This is a genomic window from Pseudoalteromonas sp., from assembly GCF_041629635.1.
Classification (GTDB): domain Bacteria; phylum Pseudomonadota; class Gammaproteobacteria; order Enterobacterales; family Alteromonadaceae; genus Pseudoalteromonas.
Genome location: NZ_JBFKMX010000028.1, coordinates 14,456 through 34,504, shown reverse-complemented (window position 1 = coordinate 34,504; position 20,049 = coordinate 14,456). Strand labels below are relative to the sequence as shown.

Annotated in this window: 18 protein-coding genes; 3 read left to right on the top strand and 15 right to left on the bottom strand. The window is 41.0% G+C overall.

Translation table 11 applies throughout. The annotated features are described in order from the left end of the window. A partial coding sequence (locus ABYD77_RS06440) for a peroxidase family protein (protein WP_372768147.1) occupies positions 1-1,217 on the bottom strand: 1,217 nt, incomplete at its 3' end. A gap of 330 nt (positions 1,218-1,547) precedes the next feature. On the opposite strand from ABYD77_RS06440, the gene ABYD77_RS06435 reads away from it, so the two are divergent. Further along, on the top strand, positions 1,548-2,456 hold the full coding sequence (locus ABYD77_RS06435; RefSeq protein ID WP_372768145.1) for a hydrogen peroxide-inducible genes activator: 909 nt from the start codon (positions 1,548-1,550) through the stop codon (positions 2,454-2,456). A 353-nt stretch (positions 2,457-2,809) separates the two neighbouring features. Then, positions 2,810-4,969: a catalase/peroxidase HPI gene (gene katG, locus ABYD77_RS06430; RefSeq protein ID WP_372768143.1), complete on the top strand. Its 2,160-nt coding sequence runs from the start codon at positions 2,810-2,812 to the stop codon at positions 4,967-4,969. A gap of 131 nt (positions 4,970-5,100) precedes the next feature. On the opposite strand, the gene ABYD77_RS06425 is transcribed toward katG, so the two are convergent. Together ABYD77_RS06425 and ABYD77_RS06420 are read right to left on the bottom strand one after the other, a co-directional pair. Continuing rightward, positions 5,101-5,235 carry a hypothetical protein gene (locus tag ABYD77_RS06425; RefSeq protein WP_274761704.1) on the bottom strand — a complete coding sequence of 45 codons (135 nt, stop codon included), beginning with the start codon at positions 5,233-5,235 and terminating at the stop codon, positions 5,101-5,103. 24 nt (positions 5,236-5,259) lie between these two features. After that, positions 5,260-5,400: a hypothetical protein gene (locus ABYD77_RS06420; protein WP_372768141.1), complete on the bottom strand. Its 141-nt coding sequence runs from the start codon at positions 5,398-5,400 to the stop codon at positions 5,260-5,262. Between the two features lie 432 nt (positions 5,401-5,832). Between ABYD77_RS06420 and ABYD77_RS06415 the strand changes: the two genes are divergently transcribed. Continuing rightward, the gene (locus tag ABYD77_RS06415; protein WP_372768139.1) at positions 5,833-6,678 is read left to right on the top strand and encodes an alpha/beta hydrolase; all 846 of its coding nucleotides are present in this window, start codon (positions 5,833-5,835) and stop codon (positions 6,676-6,678) included. A gap of 278 nt (positions 6,679-6,956) precedes the next feature. Here the strand turns inward: ABYD77_RS06415 and ABYD77_RS06410 are convergent, their stop codons facing one another. The 12 genes from ABYD77_RS06410 to ABYD77_RS06355 all read right to left on the bottom strand — a co-directional run bounded on the left by ABYD77_RS06410 (position 6,957) and on the right by ABYD77_RS06355 (position 20,048). After that, a complete protein-coding gene (locus ABYD77_RS06410; RefSeq protein ID WP_372768137.1) occupies positions 6,957-7,091 on the bottom strand; it encodes a hypothetical protein in 135 nt (44 codons plus the stop codon). Between the two features lie 25 nt (positions 7,092-7,116). After that, positions 7,117-7,257 (bottom strand): hypothetical protein, encoded by a 141-nt coding sequence (locus ABYD77_RS06405; RefSeq protein ID WP_372768135.1) that lies wholly within the window; start codon positions 7,255-7,257, stop codon positions 7,117-7,119. Positions 7,258-7,748: 491 nt separating this feature from the next. Next, on the bottom strand, positions 7,749-8,432 hold the full coding sequence (locus ABYD77_RS06400; RefSeq protein WP_372768133.1) for a hypothetical protein: 684 nt from the start codon (positions 8,430-8,432) through the stop codon (positions 7,749-7,751). Between the two features lie 179 nt (positions 8,433-8,611). Beyond that, positions 8,612-11,722, bottom strand: a complete 3,111-nt coding sequence (locus ABYD77_RS06395) for an efflux RND transporter permease subunit (protein ID WP_372768131.1) — start codon at positions 11,720-11,722, stop codon at positions 8,612-8,614. Positions 11,723-11,738: 16 nt separating this feature from the next. Then, the gene (locus ABYD77_RS06390) at positions 11,739-12,983 is read right to left on the bottom strand and encodes an efflux RND transporter periplasmic adaptor subunit (RefSeq protein WP_372768129.1); all 1,245 of its coding nucleotides are present in this window, start codon (positions 12,981-12,983) and stop codon (positions 11,739-11,741) included. 7 nt (positions 12,984-12,990) lie between these two features. Next, positions 12,991-14,268, bottom strand: a complete 1,278-nt coding sequence (locus tag ABYD77_RS06385; RefSeq protein WP_372768127.1) for a TolC family protein — start codon at positions 14,266-14,268, stop codon at positions 12,991-12,993. Between the two features lie 83 nt (positions 14,269-14,351). Continuing rightward, positions 14,352-15,314, bottom strand: a complete 963-nt coding sequence (locus ABYD77_RS06380; protein ID WP_372768125.1) for a M56 family metallopeptidase — start codon at positions 15,312-15,314, stop codon at positions 14,352-14,354. A 3-nt stretch (positions 15,315-15,317) separates the two neighbouring features. Then, on the bottom strand, positions 15,318-15,704 hold the full coding sequence (locus ABYD77_RS06375; RefSeq protein WP_010558239.1) for a BlaI/MecI/CopY family transcriptional regulator: 387 nt from the start codon (positions 15,702-15,704) through the stop codon (positions 15,318-15,320). Between the two features lie 178 nt (positions 15,705-15,882). Then, the gene (locus tag ABYD77_RS06370) at positions 15,883-16,524 is read right to left on the bottom strand and encodes a hypothetical protein (protein ID WP_372768123.1); all 642 of its coding nucleotides are present in this window, start codon (positions 16,522-16,524) and stop codon (positions 15,883-15,885) included. A 50-nt stretch (positions 16,525-16,574) separates the two neighbouring features. After that, the gene (locus tag ABYD77_RS06365; RefSeq protein ID WP_372768121.1) at positions 16,575-17,543 is read right to left on the bottom strand and encodes an alginate lyase family protein; all 969 of its coding nucleotides are present in this window, start codon (positions 17,541-17,543) and stop codon (positions 16,575-16,577) included. 142 nt (positions 17,544-17,685) lie between these two features. Then, positions 17,686-18,549 carry a glycosyltransferase gene (locus ABYD77_RS06360; protein ID WP_372768119.1) on the bottom strand — a complete coding sequence of 288 codons (864 nt, stop codon included), beginning with the start codon at positions 18,547-18,549 and terminating at the stop codon, positions 17,686-17,688. Continuing rightward, entirely contained in the window at positions 18,549-20,048 is a 1,500-nt protein-coding gene (locus ABYD77_RS06355) for a lipopolysaccharide biosynthesis protein (protein ID WP_372768117.1), read from the bottom strand. Before ABYD77_RS06355 ends, ABYD77_RS06360 begins: the two co-directional genes overlap by 1 nt. Between the last annotated feature and the right edge of the window lies 1 nt (position 20,049).

The window sequence follows — 20,049 nt, the reverse complement described above, 5'->3', positions numbered from 1 at the left end:
GGGTCAAATTTTAACGCCAAATCTGCCGTATTCATCACAGGCGGGTTGAACTTACCTTTAACGTGCGCATCCGGTACTGATTTGTGTAATGACTCATCGGTAGGTACCCAAATAATCGCACCGGCAGGGCTACGTGATTGCTTCCACTCAAAATTTAGTAAGTTTGATAAGTAAAGTGATGTCCACTTAGTTGGCGCTTGTGTCCACGCACCTTCTAAACCACTGGTAACTGTATCTTCTGAGTGGCCTTTACCGCATTTGTTTTTCCAGCCAAAACCTTGCTCTTCAATTGCTTCGGCACCGGGTTCTTTGCCAACACATTTACTTGCTTTATTTGCACCGTGCATTTTACCGAAGGTGTGACCGCCTGCGATAAGCGCAAGTGTTTCTTCGTCGTTCATTGCCATACGACCAAAAGATTCTCGGATATTTTTAGCTGATCCTAGTGGATCGGGTACGCCACCTGGACCTTCAGGGTTTACATAAATAAGCCCCATATGAACGGCAGCGAGTGGGCGTTTTAATTTGCCATCACTATCACGACGGTCGCTTGCTAGCATCTCTACTTCTGGACCCCAGTAAACCATATCAGGTTCCCAGTCATCATCACGTCCGGCGGCAAAACCATAGGTTTTAAAACCCATGTTCTCTAAGGCTACGTTACCCGCAAGCACTATTAAGTCACCCCAAGAAATAAGCTCACCGTATTTTTGTTTTACAGGCCACAGTAAGCGACGTGCTTTATCTAGGTTGCCGTTATCTGGCCAGCTGTTTAATGGGTTGAAGCGTTGTTGACCGCCGCCCGCTCCACCACGACCATCAAGCGTACGGTAAGTGCCCGCCGCATGCCACGTCATGCGAATAAAAAATGGGCCATAGTTACCCCAATCGGCAGGCCACCATTCTTGTGAGTCAGTAAGTACAGAATCAATATCTTTTTTAAGCGCATCCATATCAAGCTGTGTAAACGCTTTTTTATAATTAAAGTCTTCACCTAGCGGATTTGAGCGTGCATCGTGGTCGCGAAGTGGTGTTAAATCAAGTTGGTTTGGCCACCAAAATAGGTTTGATTTTGCTTGGTTAGGCATCACTTTACCCATGCCAATCGCGCCTTTTGGCTTGCTCATTGTGTCTTTAGCAAATGCAGATGTTGCGCCTAAAGATAGTGCTACAACAGCTGCAATAGAAGTGTATTTTAATATCTGAACGGATTTCATTTTTGAATTCCCCTTATGATTTATGGGTGTATTAACGCAGCTAAGTATAGAAGGGGATTTAAATAACTAAATTTGATAATAACTAAGGTGATATTCGTTTTTTTAGATTGTTGTTATGTAGACATTTTCCTTGCCATATTTGCTTTGAAAACGCTAATCAAAAAAACATATGATCACCATCGGTATTTTTGAATTTAATCTTAAATACTTGTTATTAAGTTATTTTTTATTGTTTTATGGAGTTCGTTGTGTTACTTGCGGGAGTTGCTGTATAGCTATTTCATATAAATTGATTATTATTTAAAAAACATTCGATTTATAAGAATTATAATGATTTCACTGAAACAACTTCACTATGCCTTAGCCGTTGAAAAAACGCTACATTTTAAAAAGGCCGCAGATAATTGCCATGTTTCGCAATCAACGCTCAGCACAGCGGTTCATGAGCTTGAAAAGCAATTAGGTGTGGCTATTTTTGAGCGCAACAATAAACATGTGTTTATTACCGATGAAGGCAAGTTAATTCTTGAAAAAGCCAAGCGCATTAAACTAGAGGTAGACGAACTGACGTTGCTAGCAAAGTCCAACAAAGCGCCGCTAGCAAGCCCGATGACGATTGGTGTTATTCCGACAATTGGCCCTTTTTTATTGCCAAAAGTGTTACCAAAAGTGCGTACTGAGTATAGCGACTTCAAACTTAAAATTGTTGAAGATCAATCGCATGTATTAGTAGAAAAGCTACGCGAAGGCGAGCTCGATGCCGCTATATTGGCACTTCCATATGATATTGACGGTTTAATGGCATTTAACTTTTGGCAAGAAGATTTTTACTGGGTCAGTCACAAAGACGAATGTGCACTAAATTTGCGTGAAATTACCACCAATGAGTTTGATTTAGACAAATTAATGCTATTGAAAGATGGGCATTGTTTAAAAGAACATGCGTTGGCTGCATGTAAATTAGAAAATACCAATAACGAAAATCAGCTGGATTCAGCCAGTTTACATACTTTAATTCAAATGGTTGCAGGTAAATTAGGCACAACGTTAGTGCCGCATATGGCACTTGATCAGCTTGTAAAAAATGAAGGTGAACTCACAGCCGTTCATTTAAATGAACCAGGGCCACATCGCACAATTGCACTGGTGGTGCGTCCTAATTATGTCAGAACTAACGATATTGTGTTATTGCAGCAGTTATTTGAGCACGAATTAAAAGACAAGTGTTATTGCGGTTAAAGCAAAGTGTGATGTGCACTTTACAGAAATATTTTTGGTTATTTACCTTCGACACTGCAAAAACACGATTGATCCTGTATAACTAAATGAGCGTAGGTAACTTACTTACGCAAAAAGGTTTTAGTTATTAATAGATATAACAAAATAAATCACTATCAATGCATTTAATCGAAGTATGTGTGGTTCGATTACTTCAATTAAGAATGACCCCCTACATTCTTGCCTAGCATTATCTCGTAGGCAATTAGCGACATGTGTATTTGTTATCTTTCATACATAGTTAATGTGTGGAATTGAATTAATTTTAAAAAATACCTTCATGAACCAGTCACATCTAATTAAGGAGATGCGCGATGTCATCAAGTAAATGCCCATTTACATCAGGAAGTATTACACAAACCGGAAAATCGAACACAGATTGGTGGCCTAATACCCTCAATCTCGATATTTTGCATCAGCACGATTCTAAAACTAATCCACTTGGTAGCGACTATGATTACCGTGAGCAATTAAAACAGCTTGATTATGCAGCGCTGAAAGCAGACTTAACCGCACTTATGACAAATAGCCAAGATTGGTGGCCTGCTGATTGGGGCCACTATGGCGGTTTAATGATCCGCATGACATGGCATGCTGCGGGAAGTTATCGCGTTGCCGATGGTCGCGGTGGTCCGGGTACTGGTAATTTACGCTTTTCACCGCTTAATTCATGGCCTGATAACACTAACCTCGACAAAGCGCGTCGTTTACTTTGGCCTATTAAGAAAAAGTACGGTAACAAGTTAAGCTGGGCAGATTTAATTGCCTATGCTGGCACTATTGCATATGAGTCGATGGGACTTAAAACCTATGGCTTTGCGTTTGGCCGCGAAGACATTTGGCACCCAGAAAAAGATACCTATTGGGGCGCAGAAAAAGAGTGGCTTGCTCCATCAGAAAATGACAACAGTCGTTACTCAGGTGAGCGAGACCTAGAAAATCCATTAGCCGCAGTAATGATGGGCTTAATTTATGTTAACCCAGAAGGGGTTGATGGTAAGCCTGATCCACAAAAAACCGCCCATGATGTACGTGAAACCTTTGCCCGCATGGCGATGAATGATGAAGAAACGGTGGCGCTCACTGCAGGTGGCCACACTGTAGGTAAATGCCATGGTAATGGGGATGCAGCGAAACTTGGTCCTGAACCAGAGGCGGCGGATATTAATGAACAAGGCCTTGGTTGGAATCATCAAGACGGTAATGGTTTGGGATCTCACGCAGTAACCAGTGGCCTTGAAGGGGCGTGGACAACCAACCCTACTCAGTGGGATAACGGCTATTTCGAGTTGCTTCTCAACCATGAGTGGGAACTTAAAAAGAGCCCAGCAGGTGCATGGCAATGGGAACCTGTCGCTATTAAAGAAGAAGATAAGCCGCTCGCGGTTGATGGCAACGGCAAACGCAATAATCCCATTATGACCGATGCTGATATGGCAATGAAGGTTGATCCGAAATATCGCAAAATTTCAGAGCGATTTTATAACGACCCAGCTTACTTTTCTGAGGTGTTTGCACGTGCATGGTTTAAATTAACGCACCGTGATATGGGACCAAAAGCGTGTTATATCGGCCCTGATGTACCAAAAGAAGATTTAACATGGCAAGATCCTATTCCAGCTGGCAATACGGCGTATGATGAGCAAGCGGTTAAAGCGGCAATTGCTGCAAGTGGATTATCGATTGCTGAAATGGCAACAACGGCTTGGGATAGTGCGCGCACTTTCCGTCATTCTGATAAGCGGGGTGGTGCAAATGGTGCACATATTCGCTTGGCACCAGCAAATAATTGGCAAGGCAACGAGCCTGAAAAACTTGCGAAGGTGCTAAGCGTGTATCAAGAAATCTCAGATGACCATAATGTAAGCGTTGCTGATGTGATTGTGCTTGCGGGTAATGTTGCAATTGAGCAAGCGGCAAGTGCAGCCGGTTTTACAGCAAACATATCTTTTAACAAAGGGCGTGGTGATGCTTCACAAGAAATGACCGAAGTTGACTCGTTTGCTTATTTAGAGCCTGTACATGACGGTTTTAGAAATTGGCAGCAGCAAACATTTGCAGCGAGTCCAGAAGAGTTATTACTTGAACGTGCTCAGTTATTAGGGTTAACAGCGCCAGAAATGACGGTGTTAGTAGGCGGTTTACGTGTACTTGGCTGTAATTATGGTGATTCTCAAGCAGGTGTGTTTACCGACCGCATTGGGCAACTTACAACGGACTTTTTTGTCAATTTAACAGATATGCGTTATGAGTGGCAGCCAACAGGCGATAATCAATACGTACTGCGTGACAGAGCCTCTAAAGAAGATGCTTGGAAAGCTACGCGCGTTGATTTAGTGTTTGGCTCAAACTCAATTTTGCGTGCTTATGCAGAAGTTTATGCGCAAGATGATAATGGTCAGAAGTTTGTAGATGATTTTGTTGCTGCATGGAATAAAGTAATGAATGCAGATCGCTTTGATTTAGCAAGCTAGCATTTTACCTAATAAAAAAGCCTTTCTATTTAATTGATAGAAAGGCTATTTTAATTGTATTTTGAAGATATAAATTAGCTTTTTGGTTTTTGTCATAGGCATATTTCCTTAAGTATTTTACTTCTAATAATTTACTTAAAAAGTAAATAGCTACCACCTACGGCTACACCCGTTACAATTGCTGCTGTCATTCCTGCTGTTACTAAACCTACTACCACAAATGCAGTAAGTGCTGTCGTCATTACAATATCAAATACGTTGTTCATTTTTATCTCCCAACTCTTTTAAAGTTATTTAGTTAACATGTAAGTGCCGCCGATTGCTGCACCAGCCATAATAGCGGTTGTCATACCAGCACTCACTAAACCTGCTACTACAAATGTTGTTAAACCAGCTACCATTAAAATCTCGATTGCGTTTGATGTATTCATTGTTCAATTTCCTATTTAAATTTGAGTAAAGCGTGTTGCTTGAGATAAATAATAGGCAATTGAGATGAGGTTTCTGCTGTTTTGTGATGTTTGGCGAATTGCGGTGATATTTGGTTTTATTAGGGGATGAATGTTATAGCTTGACTGCAATGTTTACTCTATTGTAAGAGGCTTACATGTTCAAATAACGTGTTTTACTTCAGCCAATAATTGGCAAAATTTAGTTTAGGAAAGTTGGGTTTATATAACTTATTTCTTTATTTGAAAAAGGCTCTATTAGGTAATAGTTATCTTTTGCTTAATGTCTTTTTTGCTCGTGCAATGTTTAACTCCTGCTCTAAAACCAAAGGTGTATTGGCTAACAGCTAGAAATTATTGAACTTTTATTGTTAAGCTTGTTCCTATAATGAAAAAATGCAAAAGGATAAAACCATGAAAAAAACAATAATGACATTGGCAGTTGCACTGGTGTTAGGTGGTTGCACCGCTACCATAAAAGAATCACGCTTTATTCAACAAGATGATCAAGTTGCATCTTATACTCAGTCTTTCATTGCAGATTTAGATAAACGCACACCCAATCATCAAATTACTCAAATCAGCATGCAAGCTGATAATGAAACACTTACACTCAATGGCTTACACCTTGATAATCCCAGTACAAGCAATACCATTTTATATATTCCAGGCAATGGCATGAGTGTCGAGAAAGCTGCTAAAAAAGCACTGATAGAATTGGCTGAATATGGCAGTGATATAGTGATATTTGACCGTCGAGGTTTAGGTGCGAGTGACGGTAAAGCAACGATTGCGAACCTAATAAGTGATGCTAATTTAAGCTTTGATTATACTAAAAACACACTAAAAGCCGAAAAAGTAATTGTTCATGGTTATTCGCTAGGCAGTTTTGTTGCTGCACAAGTTGCGAAGAATAAGCCAATAGATGGTTTGGTGATGCAAGGTTCAGCCACTAATGTTGACGATTGGATTGATGAAGCAATGCCTTGGTATTCAAAAGTATTTGTTAACGTAGAAGTTGATGATGCGTTTTATAAGGTTGATAATCGTCAAGTTGTTAGTGAGGACTATAGCGGCCCACTACTTGTCATCGGTGGTGGTAAAGACAAACAAACCCCAGCTGTATTATCGCAAAAGCTTTTTGATGCTAGTAGTAGTACAACTAAACAGTTGGTAATTGCTGAAGAAGAAAATCATGGTCAAATGTTTGATAATAAAAAGGTTCAAATGGCCTATAGACGTTTTATTTCCAGCCTCTAAGTATCTTCTGTATATTGGGGAGGTTAATTTCCGAGTAGTTGTCATTGATAAAGTGCCTTACAGGGAAGTTCCCACAATGTTTAAAACGTCGTTGCACCTGAATTTAAATGATGTTTTTAAATGGTAAGTTTATGCTTCTTGAATAATATGTACTAGCTAGACAAAAGCCTTTCTATTTAATTGGATAGAAAGGCTATTTAATTTGTTTTTTTGAATATAAATTTGCTTGTTTGTTTTTTCCCATAGGCATACTTCCTTAAATGTTGGTTTAATTCATATTACTTAAATAATAAGTAGCTACCGCCCACTGCAACACCTGTAATAAGTGCTGCTGTCATACCCGCGGTTACAAGACCGACTACTACAAAAGCTGTTAAAGCTGCGGTCATTAGAACATCAAATACGTTGTTCATTTTTTATCTCCCAACTCTTTTTAAATTATTTAGTTAACATGTATGTGCCGCCAATTGCTGCACCTACCATAATTGCTGTTGTCATACCTGCAGTTACAAGGCCTGCTACTACAAATGTTGTTAAACCAGCTGCCATTAAAATCTCGATTGCGTTTGATGTATTCATTGTTCAATTTCCTATTTAAGTTTGAGTAAAGCGTGTTGCTTGAGTTAAATAATAGGCAATTGAGATGAGGTTTCTTTTGCTTTGTGATGTTTGGTCAATTGCGGTGATATTTGGTTTTATTTCGGGATAAAAGAATTGTGTTATTGGCCGATGGTTAGTTTCCGAGTTGTATAAACTAGGGTCTGTTGATCTTTGCTGTTCTATTTTTGTTCTCTTTGAGCGTGCTTTTATCGCGGCGCTCGATGTGTGGCCTAGTAATCTAAGCGAATATCGAGCAACAATGAGAAAAGTGCGCTCAAAAGAACCGCTCGGCAGCGCTTGATTGGGTTTTCTACAGTGTTATCGGCTGACTCACATAGAATAACTATGCCACGCAGCCTCTGCCTTGTATAAAACCCAATCAAACTGCTGCAAAAACGAACTTGAAAGGTCAACAGACCCTAACTAACCGATGCGGGTGCATCGGTTTTTCAGTGTTTATTTATCAAAAATTATTCTTCAACCAGCACTTGTTTGCCATCGCTATTTACAACAAGTAAATAAGACTCGCCAAAGTCACCGGTGCATAAATCGATTGCATGACCATTAATGGTTAAATCGAGTACACAGTTATCAAGAGTTAAAAAATCTGATACTTTACCACGTTGAGTGGTCATCACTTGGCTTCCCTTTATGTTCACAGGATAAACACCGTTTGCGAAAATACGCACGTTGAAGGTATTGGCGTTATCGCGCTCTTTTTTCTCAAGCAGGGTAAGGTGTTTCTCCACACCATTTTGCCAAGCAATTACCCAATATTCATCATCGTCACTTAAGTTAGTATGCATTTTAACTTCATTACTATTACTCATAGCGCCGCGCATACCAATATTAACTTGATTCATTACTGCTGGGTAATCATAGTCATATTCACTGGAGTATCCATTTACTTGTATATTACCTGCTACACGATTTTTACTATCGAATAACCCACTTGAACCTGTGGTTAAGCTGCGCTTTTGCAAGTGAAAATCAAGGCTATAATCCATGGCATTTACAAATGAAAACTCTGCTTCATGGGTTAATGCATCATCAAATCCATCGTCTAAGTCATCCATATATGAATCACTGCAGCCAATTAGTCCTAAGCTTAATAAACTTATAAATAGTGCTGCCTTCCCTGTATTTTTAATCATAACTTGTCTACCCAAAGAAAAACTGGCGCGATACTAACATAGTATTCGTTAAAAATATGTGGAGATAGCAACAAACAATCTAGTCTTGTGTAAGAAAATATTTAAATTCTTAACAGATTCTTCCGTTTATGTGCTAAGCGGAAAGATGCCCTCAAGCAGAGGGCGTGACATATATAAACTTAGTCCTTGTAGTGCAAAATGCGATAAAGTGCAGGCAATACAAAAAGTGTCAGTAAGGTGGATGAAATAACCCCGCCAATAACCACAGTTGCTAACGGCCTTTGCACTTCTGAACCAATGCCAGTATTTAGTGCCATTGGAATAAAACCAAGTGAGGCAACAAGTGCGGTGGTAAGTACCGGTCGTAATCGCGTCAGCGCCCCGGTTACAATGGCGTCATTTAAGCCAAGTTGGTTGGCTCTTAACTCACGAATAAACGATACCATTACCAGTCCATTTAAAATCGCAATGCCAGATAGGGCAATAAAGCCGACAGCGGCTGAGATTGAAAACGGAATATCACGTAGTAAGAGCGCAAAAATACCACCCGTAAGCGCCAGTGGCACACCGCTGAAGATAATCATTGAATCTTTGAATGAGCCAAGGGCGATTAATAACAGCGCCAAAATAATCGCTAAAGTTAACGGCACAACTATGGTTAAACGCTTGGTTGCTGATTGCAGTTTTTGGTATGTACCGCCATATTCTACCCAGTAACTTGCTGGAATATCAGCATTTTGTTCAATCGCCATTTGCACATCTTTAACAAATCCACCTAAATCGCGACCACGCACATTGGCTGTTACCACAATACGGCGTTTGCCATTTTCACGATTAACCTGGTTCGCTGAGTTAACTTTTTCAATGCTTGCTACTTCTGATAACGGCACATAATCGCCATTGGCTAAGGTAATGGGTAGGTGTTTAAGATTATCGATATCACGGCGTTTTTTATCGGGTAAACGCACAACAATATCAAAGCGGCGATCGCCTTGATAAAACTTGCCAACATCCACCCCTCCCATGCTAATGGCGATTTGCTGTTGTAAATCGGCTTTGGTTAGAGCATATCGCGCTAACATGTGATCAATTGGATTGATGGTTAAAATGGGTAAGCCTTTAATTTTTTCCACTTGTACATCGCGAATGCCCGCAACGTTTTCAATTGCACTTTCAATGCGCTGGCCAACAATCGCAAGGGTATCAAAATCATCGCCAAATACCTTAATCGCAAGCTCTGAACGTACCCCTGACAGCAATTCGTTAAAGCGCATTTGGATCGGTTGCAAAAACTCATAACGGTTACCAGGAATGGTTTCGACTATTTGCTCAAGCTCTGCTACCAGTTGGGCTTTTGCCTTGGTTGGGTTTGGCCATTCAGCACGTGGCTTTAGCATAATAAAGACATCCGCAACGCTTGGTGGCATCGGATCGGTGGCCACATCAGGCGTACCAATCTTTGAGAAAACACTTAACACTTCGGCTTTTTCAGCAATTTTTTGCTCTAGTAGTTCCTGCATTTTAATCGACTGAGTAAGTGAAGTGCCTGGTATGCGCATAGCATGCATTGCAATATCACCTTCATCTAAATTTGGCACAAATTCACTGCCGAGTTTGGTACTCATAGCGCCAGCAAATGCCATTAGCACAATGGCTGCACCAACAACTAACCAACGCATTTTTAACACAAAGGTTAAGATTGGCTGATAAAGCGCAGTGCTTGCCTTCATTACGATATTTTCTTTTTCTTGTACCGGCTTTTTAAATAACAGGGCAATACATGCAGGCACAAACGTAATTGATAAAACCATGGCACTCACTAGGGCAATTACCACTGTCATTGCCATCGGGTGGAACATTTTGCCTTCCACGCCGGTTAGGGCAAAAATAGGTAAATACACTGCGGTTATTATAAAAACACCAAACAGGGCAGGGCGGATCACTTCACGGGTGGCATCAAATACCAAGGCCAAACGTACGTTTAATGGCAAGGTTTGCGCTGTGTGTTGACCTTTGTGAGCTTGACTTAAGCGACGCATACAGTTTTCTACGATAATAATTGCGCCATCAACCAGTAAGCCAAAATCGAGCGCGCCTAAACTCATTAAGTTAGCACTTACTTTACTTTGCACCATTCCTGTAATGGTCATTAACATGGCAAATGGGATCACCATCGCGGTGATAAGTGCCGCTCTAAAATTACCGAGAAATAAAAACAAAATAACAATGACCAGCAGTGCGCCTTCAAGCAAATTGGTTTTAACGGTATCGAGGGTTTTATTCACCAGTTTTGTGCGATCGTACGCAGGGTTAATCACCACCCCTTTCGGTAAACTTTTACTTATTTCTGTTAAGCGTTCGCCTACCTCTTTTGCAACTTTTTGACTGTTTTCACCAATTAACATAAAGACGGTACTGAGCACCACTTCATGGCCATTTTGTGTCGCTGCACCTGAGCGTAGCTCTTTTCCTTCAATCACATCGGCAACATCTTTAATGCGAATTACCGCACCTTGCAAATTAGTGACGGGTACATTTTCAAGCTGGGCTAAATCGCTTAATTGCCCAGGAATACGCACTAGCCACTGCGAACCATCACGCTCAATAAAACCCGCGCCACGGTTTTGATTATGACTGCCAATGGCATCAATTACATCTTGTTGTGACAGACCAAATGCCAACAGTTTTTCAGGTTTTATGGCAATTTGAATTTCGCGCTCAAAGCCGCCAATGGGGTTTACTTCAACAACGCCTTCTACTTGAACTAATTGCGGGCGAATGATCCAGTCGTGCACGGTACGTAAATCGGTTGCGTTGATTGGGCTGCCATCGGGGTTAGTTGCACCTGGCAATGCATCAACCGTAAACATAAAAATTTCACCAAGCCCAGTCGAAATAGGGCCAAGCTCTGGCTCTACGCCAAAGGGCAACTCAGATTTTGCCGAAACCAAACGCTCATTTACTAACTGGCGGGCAAAATAGATATCGGTGTCATCACTGAATATGGCAACCACTTGTGATAAACCATAACGTGAAATAGAGCGTGTATAACTTAAGTTGGGCACGCCAGCCAGTGCGGTTTCAAGCACGTAAGTAACGCGTTGCTCTACTTCCAGCGGGGTGTAACCGGGTACTTCGGTATTGATAACGACCTGAACATTGGTAATGTCGGGCACGGCATCGATGGGCAATTTGGTAAACTGCCAAGTCCCCAATGCTGCAATTAACATTACCATTGCAAGTACTAACTTACTTCGCTCAATCGCGAATTTTAAAATGGACTCTAGCATAAGTAATTACTCACTTTTAGTGGTCGTGCGATGCGCCTGACTTTTCAATGTCGGCTTTTAAGATATAACTGTTGTCGGTGGCGTATTCGCTGCCAACATCAATGCCACTTAACACTTCAACCCACTCACCGCTGCTGCGACCAAGGGTTAACATACGAACTTCAAATTGGTCGCCAAATTTGGCAAATACCACATTGAAATCACGAAATGCATGCAGTGCTTTTTTCTCAATTGCCATCGGTACCGTAAAGCTTTCAAGGGTGATGTCGGCGCTAACAAATTGGCCTACTTGCAGTTGGTTATTGGGGTTGGGGATGAAGGCGCGATAGGTTTTTGCTTGATTGCCAGCAACTGAAAAAAGGCTGTCTTTAATGGTGGTATCTATTGGCGTATTTAAGCCATTTACATTAACGCTTACTGCTGCGCCTTGGCTGATTTTTGCTGCGTCGTTTGGAAAAACATGTAGCTCGGCAACAAGCTCAGTCATATCGGTAATTTCTATTAAGCTGCGGCCAGCCGTTTGCTCACCAAGTCCCACATTTTGTTTAGTTACAATGCCATTTATTGGGGAAATAACACGGTAGCTTTGTAAGCTGTCGTTACTTTGAATGGTCATTATGTGCTGACCTTTTTGCACCTGCATACCCAAAAGCGCAGTGAGTTTGGTAATTTCACCATCAAAACGCGCACTTATTTGGCGTTTAGCCCCTGCTGGCAGGGCGAGTTTGCCATATACCGGCAAGGTTTTTGTCAGGGTTTTTGCTTGCACGGTATTGGTGTTAATGCCCAGTTGCTCAGCAATGGGGGCGGCAATTTGAGTACGCCCTTCAAAATTATCAAAATGCCACTCATAGACCTCACCTTGATACGTGGCGCTTATTTCAACGCTAAATGAGTGGGGTTCGTTAATCGGTGACGTTCCTTTTAAAAAGGCGCCATTTGGTTTAAATGAAATGGTGTCTGTTTTGCCACCTAGTCGGCTAAGGATGACGGTAACGCCCACATCAACGGGTGCTACTGTTCTTTCGTGATCTTTTACAAATACACGGTATTCGGGTGCAGCTCCTTGTTCAACTAGTTGCAGTTCCAAAGAGAAGTCACCTGTTTTTAAAAGTCGTCCACCGTTTGGCCCTGTAACTGCTTCGCTGTGCTCGCTATCATCTTGCTTGTGGTCGTGGTCGCTTCCGGCAACCGCATCAAAATTTGGCACAATGAGTAATAGGCTCACTAAAAATACATTTAATAGATTTGATAATTTCATCGCAATCTCACTTAATTGTTAGGCTAGCGCCGGTTAAGCGCTCAAGTTCAACATTGAATCGTTGAATATTGGTATAGGCTTGTATCAGCTCCAATCGGGCTTGTAATAACTCTTGTTTTACTGCGTACCAATCGGTGTATCGGTAGCGCCCCTGCTGATAGGCAAGCTCGGCTTGTTTACTTGCGGTCTCGAGGGCGGGAAGTGATTCTTTCACAAGTGCATTGGCAATATGGGTATTGTGGGTTAGCTTGTGGTTAAGCAGTAACGCTTGGGTTTGGGCGCGCGCAAGCCAGGCTTTTGCCTCGGCTGCTTGCTGCTGTTTACTGGCGTTAAGCGATGCAATTTTCCCTTCGCTACGAGATGCACCCCCTAACGGAATTGAAACGCCAGCACTTAGTGAAACGTCATTAAGCGCTTGATCGCGCGTAATGCCCGTATTGATTTGCCAAGCGGGTATGCTCTCAGCTTGTGACAGCGCAATTTCTGATGTGATTACCCGCTGTTTTGATGCAAAGAGTGAAAAACGTGGCGTGTTTTTTAATTGTGCTTTGGCATCTTCCAGTGAAAGGGCGTTAGGTAATTGTGTTAAGTCGCCAGTGACATCAAACTCAGTAGTGCCTTGCCACTGGGCTGCTAACTGTGATTTTGTTGCTTCAATTTCAAAGTAAAGATCTTCAACTACTAATGTTTGCTTTGCTAAATCGGCTTTTGCACGGTATTTATCAATACTGTTTACGCGGCCTGCTTCGACCTGTTTGGTAATCTCTGACAGGGCTTTTTGGGCTTGTTTTTCCGCCAGAGTTGCCAGTTTTAATTGGGCTTGCTGCGCTAATAGGGTAATAAACAAATTGGCAGTTTCGGCTGCTAAATCAAGCGCTTTTGCCTCTTTTTCAACGGCATAAATCAGCCCTTGTTGTATGGCAAGGTTCACTCGTGCATCCACTTGCTCACCATCGAGCAACCACGCAATACTCAAGTTTGTTTGGCTATTGGAAAAGCCCTGATAATCGCCATTGCCAAGCGCATCTTCAACGCTTACATCAAGGGTAACTGGGCTTGTAACCCCAGCTTGTTGAATAAGCCCTTGATTTGCTTGTTGCAAATAAAGTAGCGGTGTTAAATCAGGGTGGTTTTGTATGGTCTTACTGATGGCGGTTTTTAAGCTCACGACTTCGTTTGCGGTAGCACTCTTAGGTTCGAGTAATAGACTCGCAATGACAAGGTTTAACCCTATCAATAACCGACTGTTAATCGGTTTTCTTGTTGTGACAAATTTTATAAGCATACGCTCACTCCTAAAATTTAGGTTTTATACCGATTGTTAATCGGTTTTTTGAATTTGCAGAAATACCTTTAAAGTCCATGAAATTAATGACTCGTAAAGGCTTCGATAAAGTGATGGATGCTATCGACTGAGGTCAAGCATAGAAAAAATGCGGCAATTGCGAGCAGCATCATAAGCAAGTGATTAACTGGTTTTAGCGATAATTGCCCAAGTAAAAAATACACTCGTTGCTCTAGCACATCGGCGCCAAAGTTAGCCACCATGTCAGTGTTTTTAAGGGTACTGCCAGTGGCATTTAGTCTTGCAACTTTTACAAGGGTGCCCGCAATATCGAGCGTTGACGTGGTGTTTGATACCACGGCGTTGTCTGCATCTTGCTCCATTGCTAAGGTCATATGTAGGACTAATCGCTGTTTAATGTTTGGTATAAAAAACGCCGCGAGCAGGGCAAATAACCATTTTTTTAATGGGTCACGCTTATTTGCATGGGCAAGTTCGTGTTGCATAACAATATGGTATTCAGTCTCGCTAATTTGCTCGCGCATGCCTTTTGTAACAAAGCACTTAGGGCTGATAAAACCCGCAGTAAATGCTGCGGCATCATTTGAATCGATTTCGAATGTGTTGTTATCAAGCTTATGAGAAAGCGCCATTAAGCTTTTGATTTCATGCTGATGAGCACGCAGTTTTAGCAACCTTGAGCTAATTACATATACCAAAAAACCAAGTGCACACGCAGTCACTGCGCCGTGCCAACTGAACCATGAAAAACTGTCGATATGATGCCAGTGATCCATACTTGACGCACTTTCAAACGGTGACAGGCCATTGGCTGCGTAAACAAAATAGGCTGCGGTCGAAAAGGCGCTAAACCAGGGTAAGGTCGCTAAAAACCACAAGGTGATTTTGCGAGATTTAACCTGTAACTTTAAAAATCGTGTACTTAATAAAGTGACAAACGCAGACACCGCAATGTTATGTAGCACAAAGCACACAATGGCAATGGCTAAAACATTTAACAATAAAGTAAGGGGTTCTGCGCTCATAACTTAGCCTTGTTGCTTAAGTTTTAATTTTTGCTGTTCGATCAGCGATTCTAATTTGTCCAGTTGTTCTACGTTGAACTCTGACGACATTGAACTAAATGCGGCAATCAGGCTACTGCCATCGTCTTCACCAACAAAATCTGTGGTTACTGATTTTATTAGTTGGCCTATTAACTCGTGGCGCTCAACGCGCGCTTTATAATGAAATGCATGCCCTTCTTTATGGCGCGATAACAAGCCTTTTTTGTAGAGGCGTTCAAGTGTGCTTTGGTAGGTATTTAAACTGCCACCGCGGGTATTTTCAAAGTGAGCAAACACGGTTTTTACGTCAGAGCAACCGTGTTGCCAAAGGTAGTGTAAAAGCAATTTTTCTAAATCGCCGAGTTTCATTGTGATCACCTTTAACTAAAAACCGATTAACCATCGGTATAATAAAATCACTAAAACCGATTTGCAATAGGTTTTTATTTCGCAGCTAAAAAATAAGCATTAAAAAAGCCTAATAGATTGTCTATTAGGCTGATTTGAATTTGAATGCTGTATAACCTGAGTTCAGGTTTTATCGCACTTATTTATGGGTGAGGGGCTTAATATAACTTAGCCCTAATGTATAAAAATAATAGAACCACGCTAAAATTCCGGCCATTTTTGCACTGTCTTCAATGGCATAGCTGTGGTACTGAGCAGGTAAGATCATGTCATAACCCACAGAAAGTGCAAAGAAGAAAAACGCACAACCAAGAATTAGAAAGCGGGTTGTAAAGATAAATTTAAAGTAGCAAGCCAAATAAATCAGAATCGATAAACCGTATAACATCATTACGATAGCCTCTGGTAAACCGAGAGATGGAAATACATCTTCGTGTAGTAAAAACGCATCGTCTAATCCCAACATTAGGCTAATACAACCGGATGCGATAAAAAAAGTTTTAAGATTTACTTTTGCTTGCACTGTACTTAAGGCGCTAGCAAGGAAAAAGCCCAACGCTGCACTTGCAAACCATAGAAATAAGCCAAGTTGTGAATAAAAGCCATTATAAAAAGGCGCGTTGGCAATTGAGTTTGGGTCTCTGACAAACTGGCTGAGCGGGATACCAGTATAGGATTTTGCTAACACCACAAAGCCCATTAATAAAACTGTGATAAGTCCTATAATTATCACAGCAGGTAAGCTTTGTTTAAGTTCTTTTATTATAATATTGATGAACATTTACCGTCCTTTGTTTTATCTTTAGTAAATCAGTTTTTTACCTGACTAACTTAGTTTGCCTCTTGAAGGTTATGAGTCCAATCAGTCCAACCTAATGCTTTACCAGGCTTTGCTGGAATGGGGGCTGGAAAGTTGCTCCCATAAACTTGATTGATAATATGAGGTTGCCAAGTATCATCACCTTCGGCAGGAAAGTTAGCTTGTTCGTGAAGCCAAGTGAAAGCACGAAGCAGGGCATTATCAGACCAAGCAAAGCTATCGTAGCCAGCACGTTTTAACATGACCGCTTGGGCAATCGCACCTTGCAGACCTTCATAAACATAGTTTTCTTTTTCTGGCGGCCAAGAGAAATTGCCTCCACGGCGCTGCTCGTCAGGAAGTACTCCATCAATACTATGACCACGTTTTTTAGAACCTTTCGGGTTGATACCTACAGGTTTTTTAGGGTTAGCTTGCCACCACTTTGTATCACGATATTTGAAATCACTGTAACTGTTTCTATCGCCAAGCCAGCCTTTGAATACTTGCGCAGCTCTCATTAACTCATCTTGATTTTTGAAATAAATAGCAAGTGCAATTCGACTAGCACCGGCATGAGTCCCCCAGTTATTTGGCCTGTCTTCATGAGTGGACTTTAAGGTGCGACCACTCAGTTCTTTATTAAGCGCTTGTTTAAGCCAATTATCAAATACACTTTTTTTATCTTCTGGTAAATTAACAAGTTGTGCAGCGATAACATAACTGGAAAGCTCTCTGCCAAATGCTAATGTTGTGCCTCCCTGTTCAGTGCCAATTGCTTGCATGCACGCATCTATTACTTGTTCACGATATTTTTCATCTTGTAGGCGAACGTAGACTAAGGCTTTTGCGAGCACATATACATTTGTCATATCATCTTGATTTGATAAATCTGGTGTTGAAAGTGGTTTGTCTGCGTTATTTTTGATATTTTGCCACGCTTTACCACTGACAGGCAGTTTGGCAATTTCATCTGGAGAAAGCCAAATATAATCTGGCATCGACACTGCTTTCGATGGGTGAATAAAAAGCATGCAAGACAACACTAATACTGCCTGAATGAGGTATTTAATTAAGGTTCGCATAATGGATTTTTGAAAGCAGTTTCCGGTTACTTGAGTTTAACGCAAAACAGTTTTTTGGTTATGTTTTTTTATAGCGAAATTTATCAATTGATTTTTTTATTAATGGTAAACGTTGCTTTAAAAAAAGTGCGATGACACGTTTATAATTCTTAAGGCTAATAATGGCAAAAAAGTCTTTAATAGAGAGTCGTTTGCCTGAAATATGGAAGCGTAAAAACTGAAATGCTTTTTGCTGCTTCGGTGACATTAGATGGTGGTGCTTATCGAAAAAAACGTCGAGCGCATCTAACCGTTTTTGCGAAGAACTGCTAATGCGATTTAATTCATGTGCGGTATTTAGTTGGTATGTTGGCTCTGATAGTTTCAATCCATTACCAAACTTCTGACAGAGTCTTAACCAAATATCGTAATCTTGAAAAGCGGGTAAACTCTCATCAAACCCGCCAATCGCTTTTAATCGCTCAGTTAATGTTAGTACCTGATTGCCAGCCTTATTGTAATAAAGCATATCGTCTAAGGTAATAACACCAGTATCTATAGTACGCTCAATTGTTCTATTGCCTTGGTTTTCAATGACTGGTGATGTAACAAAGGCATATTTAATATCAAAGTTGGCAACCAACTGCGAGATATGATGTGGCAAAAAAGTATCATCATCATCAAGCCCTGTGATGAGTTCGCCGCAAGCCGCATTTATCGCTAAGTTTCGGGAAAAACAGGCGCCTTTTGCTTCTTCATTGGTAATGACTTTGATGCCATGTTCTTTTTCATAGCGGCGCAGTACCTCATCGGTATTATCTTTGCTACCGTCGTTTACCACGATGAGTTCAATCGGCTGATAGCTTTGCGCAAGAACTGAATTTATTGCAGTTTCAAGCATTTCAGCCCGATTATGAGTTGGCATATAAACAGTCACTAACATTATCTTTGGCCTTTATCGCGCTTTAACTTTTTTAAAAGCTTTGTGGGAAGTGAAATGTGCTTAGATTTGGCTGCGCGATACAGTAAGGGCACATACAGCAACAAGAAAATTAACCCTGATAGCAATTGAGATAATAAAATAGGCCAATTGAGTGTAGTGAGTTCAAGTGAAATTAGGTAACTAACAAGTAAGATTGAAAATGGTAACAAGCAGCTCACGACATCTTTAAAAAACTGTGAAAACGGCAACTGGTATCTGCTGTAAACAAACCAGCTCAATAATAAGAATAAGGCAACAAACGAGAGGGATGAAGCAAGGGCTACTGAGGTTAAGCTGTTACTCGTACTCAGTGTTATAACAAGCATCAGCACTGCAATTAATACAGCAATAAAAGCAACTAAGGAAGCTTTTGCTTGCCAATGATTAAATACAATAATACCACGCACTGGATAACTTAAGGTTAAAAAGAAGGCACCAATTAGTAACCATTGCGCGGGTAAAATAGATTCATTAAATGCAGGCAAAAACCATGTGATAAACACAGGTAATGCATAACACATAACAGCAATAACAAGTGGCATAAGGTAAGCATTCAAACGAATACCCTTGATCATATATTGTTCTAAAATCGCCTCTTTGGCAGCTTGTTTATTTTCTGCCATCAGTAACTGTTCGGTTACTTCTCGCGAAGAACCAGGAATATTAATCATCACGCCAACTAAAATACCCGCAATGGCATAAATGCCCAGCGCCTTTGCGCCTAACAATGATGCAACTAGCACTTTATCTATGTTACGCAGTGTTAGGTTGACCAAATCGAGCGCCATAATCGGACTGCCAGTTTTTACTAATGACTTGGCAAGTGGCATATTGGCAGCACTTGGCGTGCTGATTGGGGTTTTTCTCAGTAAGAAACACAGCGCAATAAAGCAGGATAAACCCAGAGCTAAAAGCGCACCATATAAACCCCAAAACCAAATAAAACTGAGGCCAAAAACAAAGTTTAAGGTATAGCGAATAACGGTTGTTTGACTGACTAACGTAAAGTTATGGTAACCCTTCGCTTCTGCACCATAATGTTCATACAGGGCATTGAGAAAAATAATAATAGCCATCGCGTAGAGGCCATATTCCATTTCAGACACGAGTGGTGTGCTTAATGCGTAGCCTGTCATTATGGCTGCAAATACAGTGGTCGCAATTAAAGTAACCACCAAAGTAGTATGAGTATAGCGTTTAAGTGAATTGTTATTTTTTTCAGCTAACTCAGCGATTTTAAAGCGCATTGCGGAGCGTGTACCAAGGTGCGCAAAATTGGCATAAAACGGAATTACGTTTAACAAACTCCAAATACCAAAAAGCTCAGGGCCAAGTAATCCTGGGCGAAAAAATGCAGTGGCAAGCCCAAGCATATGGCGATAAAAATTGCTCGATGTAAATTGAACAATGTTTTTTAACGCCGATTTTTGATGGGCTTTTGGCACCTGATTTTGACTCATT

What these genes read in the sequence shown, in the direction of transcription:
- ABYD77_RS06435 (WP_372768145.1), top strand. Translation starts at nt 1,548, where the DNA reads ATGATTTCACTGAAACAACTTCACTATGCCTTAGCCGTTGAAAAAACG.
- katG (WP_372768143.1), top strand. Translation starts at nt 2,810, where the DNA reads ATGTCATCAAGTAAATGCCCATTTACATCAGGAAGTATTACACAAACC.
- ABYD77_RS06425 (WP_274761704.1), bottom strand. Translation starts at nt 5,235, where the DNA reads ATGAACAACGTATTTGATATTGTAATGACGACAGCACTTACTGCATTT.
- ABYD77_RS06420 (WP_372768141.1), bottom strand. Translation starts at nt 5,400, where the DNA reads ATGAATACATCAAACGCAATCGAGATTTTAATGGTAGCTGGTTTAACA.
- ABYD77_RS06415 (WP_372768139.1), top strand. Translation starts at nt 5,833, where the DNA reads ATGAAAAAAACAATAATGACATTGGCAGTTGCACTGGTGTTAGGTGGT.
- ABYD77_RS06410 (WP_372768137.1), bottom strand. Translation starts at nt 7,091, where the DNA reads ATGAACAACGTATTTGATGTTCTAATGACCGCAGCTTTAACAGCTTTT.
- ABYD77_RS06405 (WP_372768135.1), bottom strand. Translation starts at nt 7,257, where the DNA reads ATGAATACATCAAACGCAATCGAGATTTTAATGGCAGCTGGTTTAACA.
- ABYD77_RS06400 (WP_372768133.1), bottom strand. Translation starts at nt 8,432, where the DNA reads ATGATTAAAAATACAGGGAAGGCAGCACTATTTATAAGTTTATTAAGC.
- ABYD77_RS06395 (WP_372768131.1), bottom strand. Translation starts at nt 11,722, where the DNA reads ATGCTAGAGTCCATTTTAAAATTCGCGATTGAGCGAAGTAAGTTAGTA.
- ABYD77_RS06390 (WP_372768129.1), bottom strand. Translation starts at nt 12,983, where the DNA reads ATGAAATTATCAAATCTATTAAATGTATTTTTAGTGAGCCTATTACTC.
- ABYD77_RS06385 (WP_372768127.1), bottom strand. Translation starts at nt 14,268, where the DNA reads ATGCTTATAAAATTTGTCACAACAAGAAAACCGATTAACAGTCGGTTA.
- ABYD77_RS06380 (WP_372768125.1), bottom strand. Translation starts at nt 15,314, where the DNA reads ATGAGCGCAGAACCCCTTACTTTATTGTTAAATGTTTTAGCCATTGCC.
- ABYD77_RS06375 (WP_010558239.1), bottom strand. Translation starts at nt 15,704, where the DNA reads ATGAAACTCGGCGATTTAGAAAAATTGCTTTTACACTACCTTTGGCAA.
- ABYD77_RS06370 (WP_372768123.1), bottom strand. Translation starts at nt 16,524, where the DNA reads ATGTTCATCAATATTATAATAAAAGAACTTAAACAAAGCTTACCTGCT.
- ABYD77_RS06365 (WP_372768121.1), bottom strand. Translation starts at nt 17,543, where the DNA reads ATGCCAGATTATATTTGGCTTTCTCCAGATGAAATTGCCAAACTGCCT.
- ABYD77_RS06360 (WP_372768119.1), bottom strand. Translation starts at nt 18,549, where the DNA reads ATGTTAGTGACTGTTTATATGCCAACTCATAATCGGGCTGAAATGCTT.
- ABYD77_RS06355 (WP_372768117.1), bottom strand. Translation starts at nt 20,048, where the DNA reads ATGAGTCAAAATCAGGTGCCAAAAGCCCATCAAAAATCGGCGTTAAAA.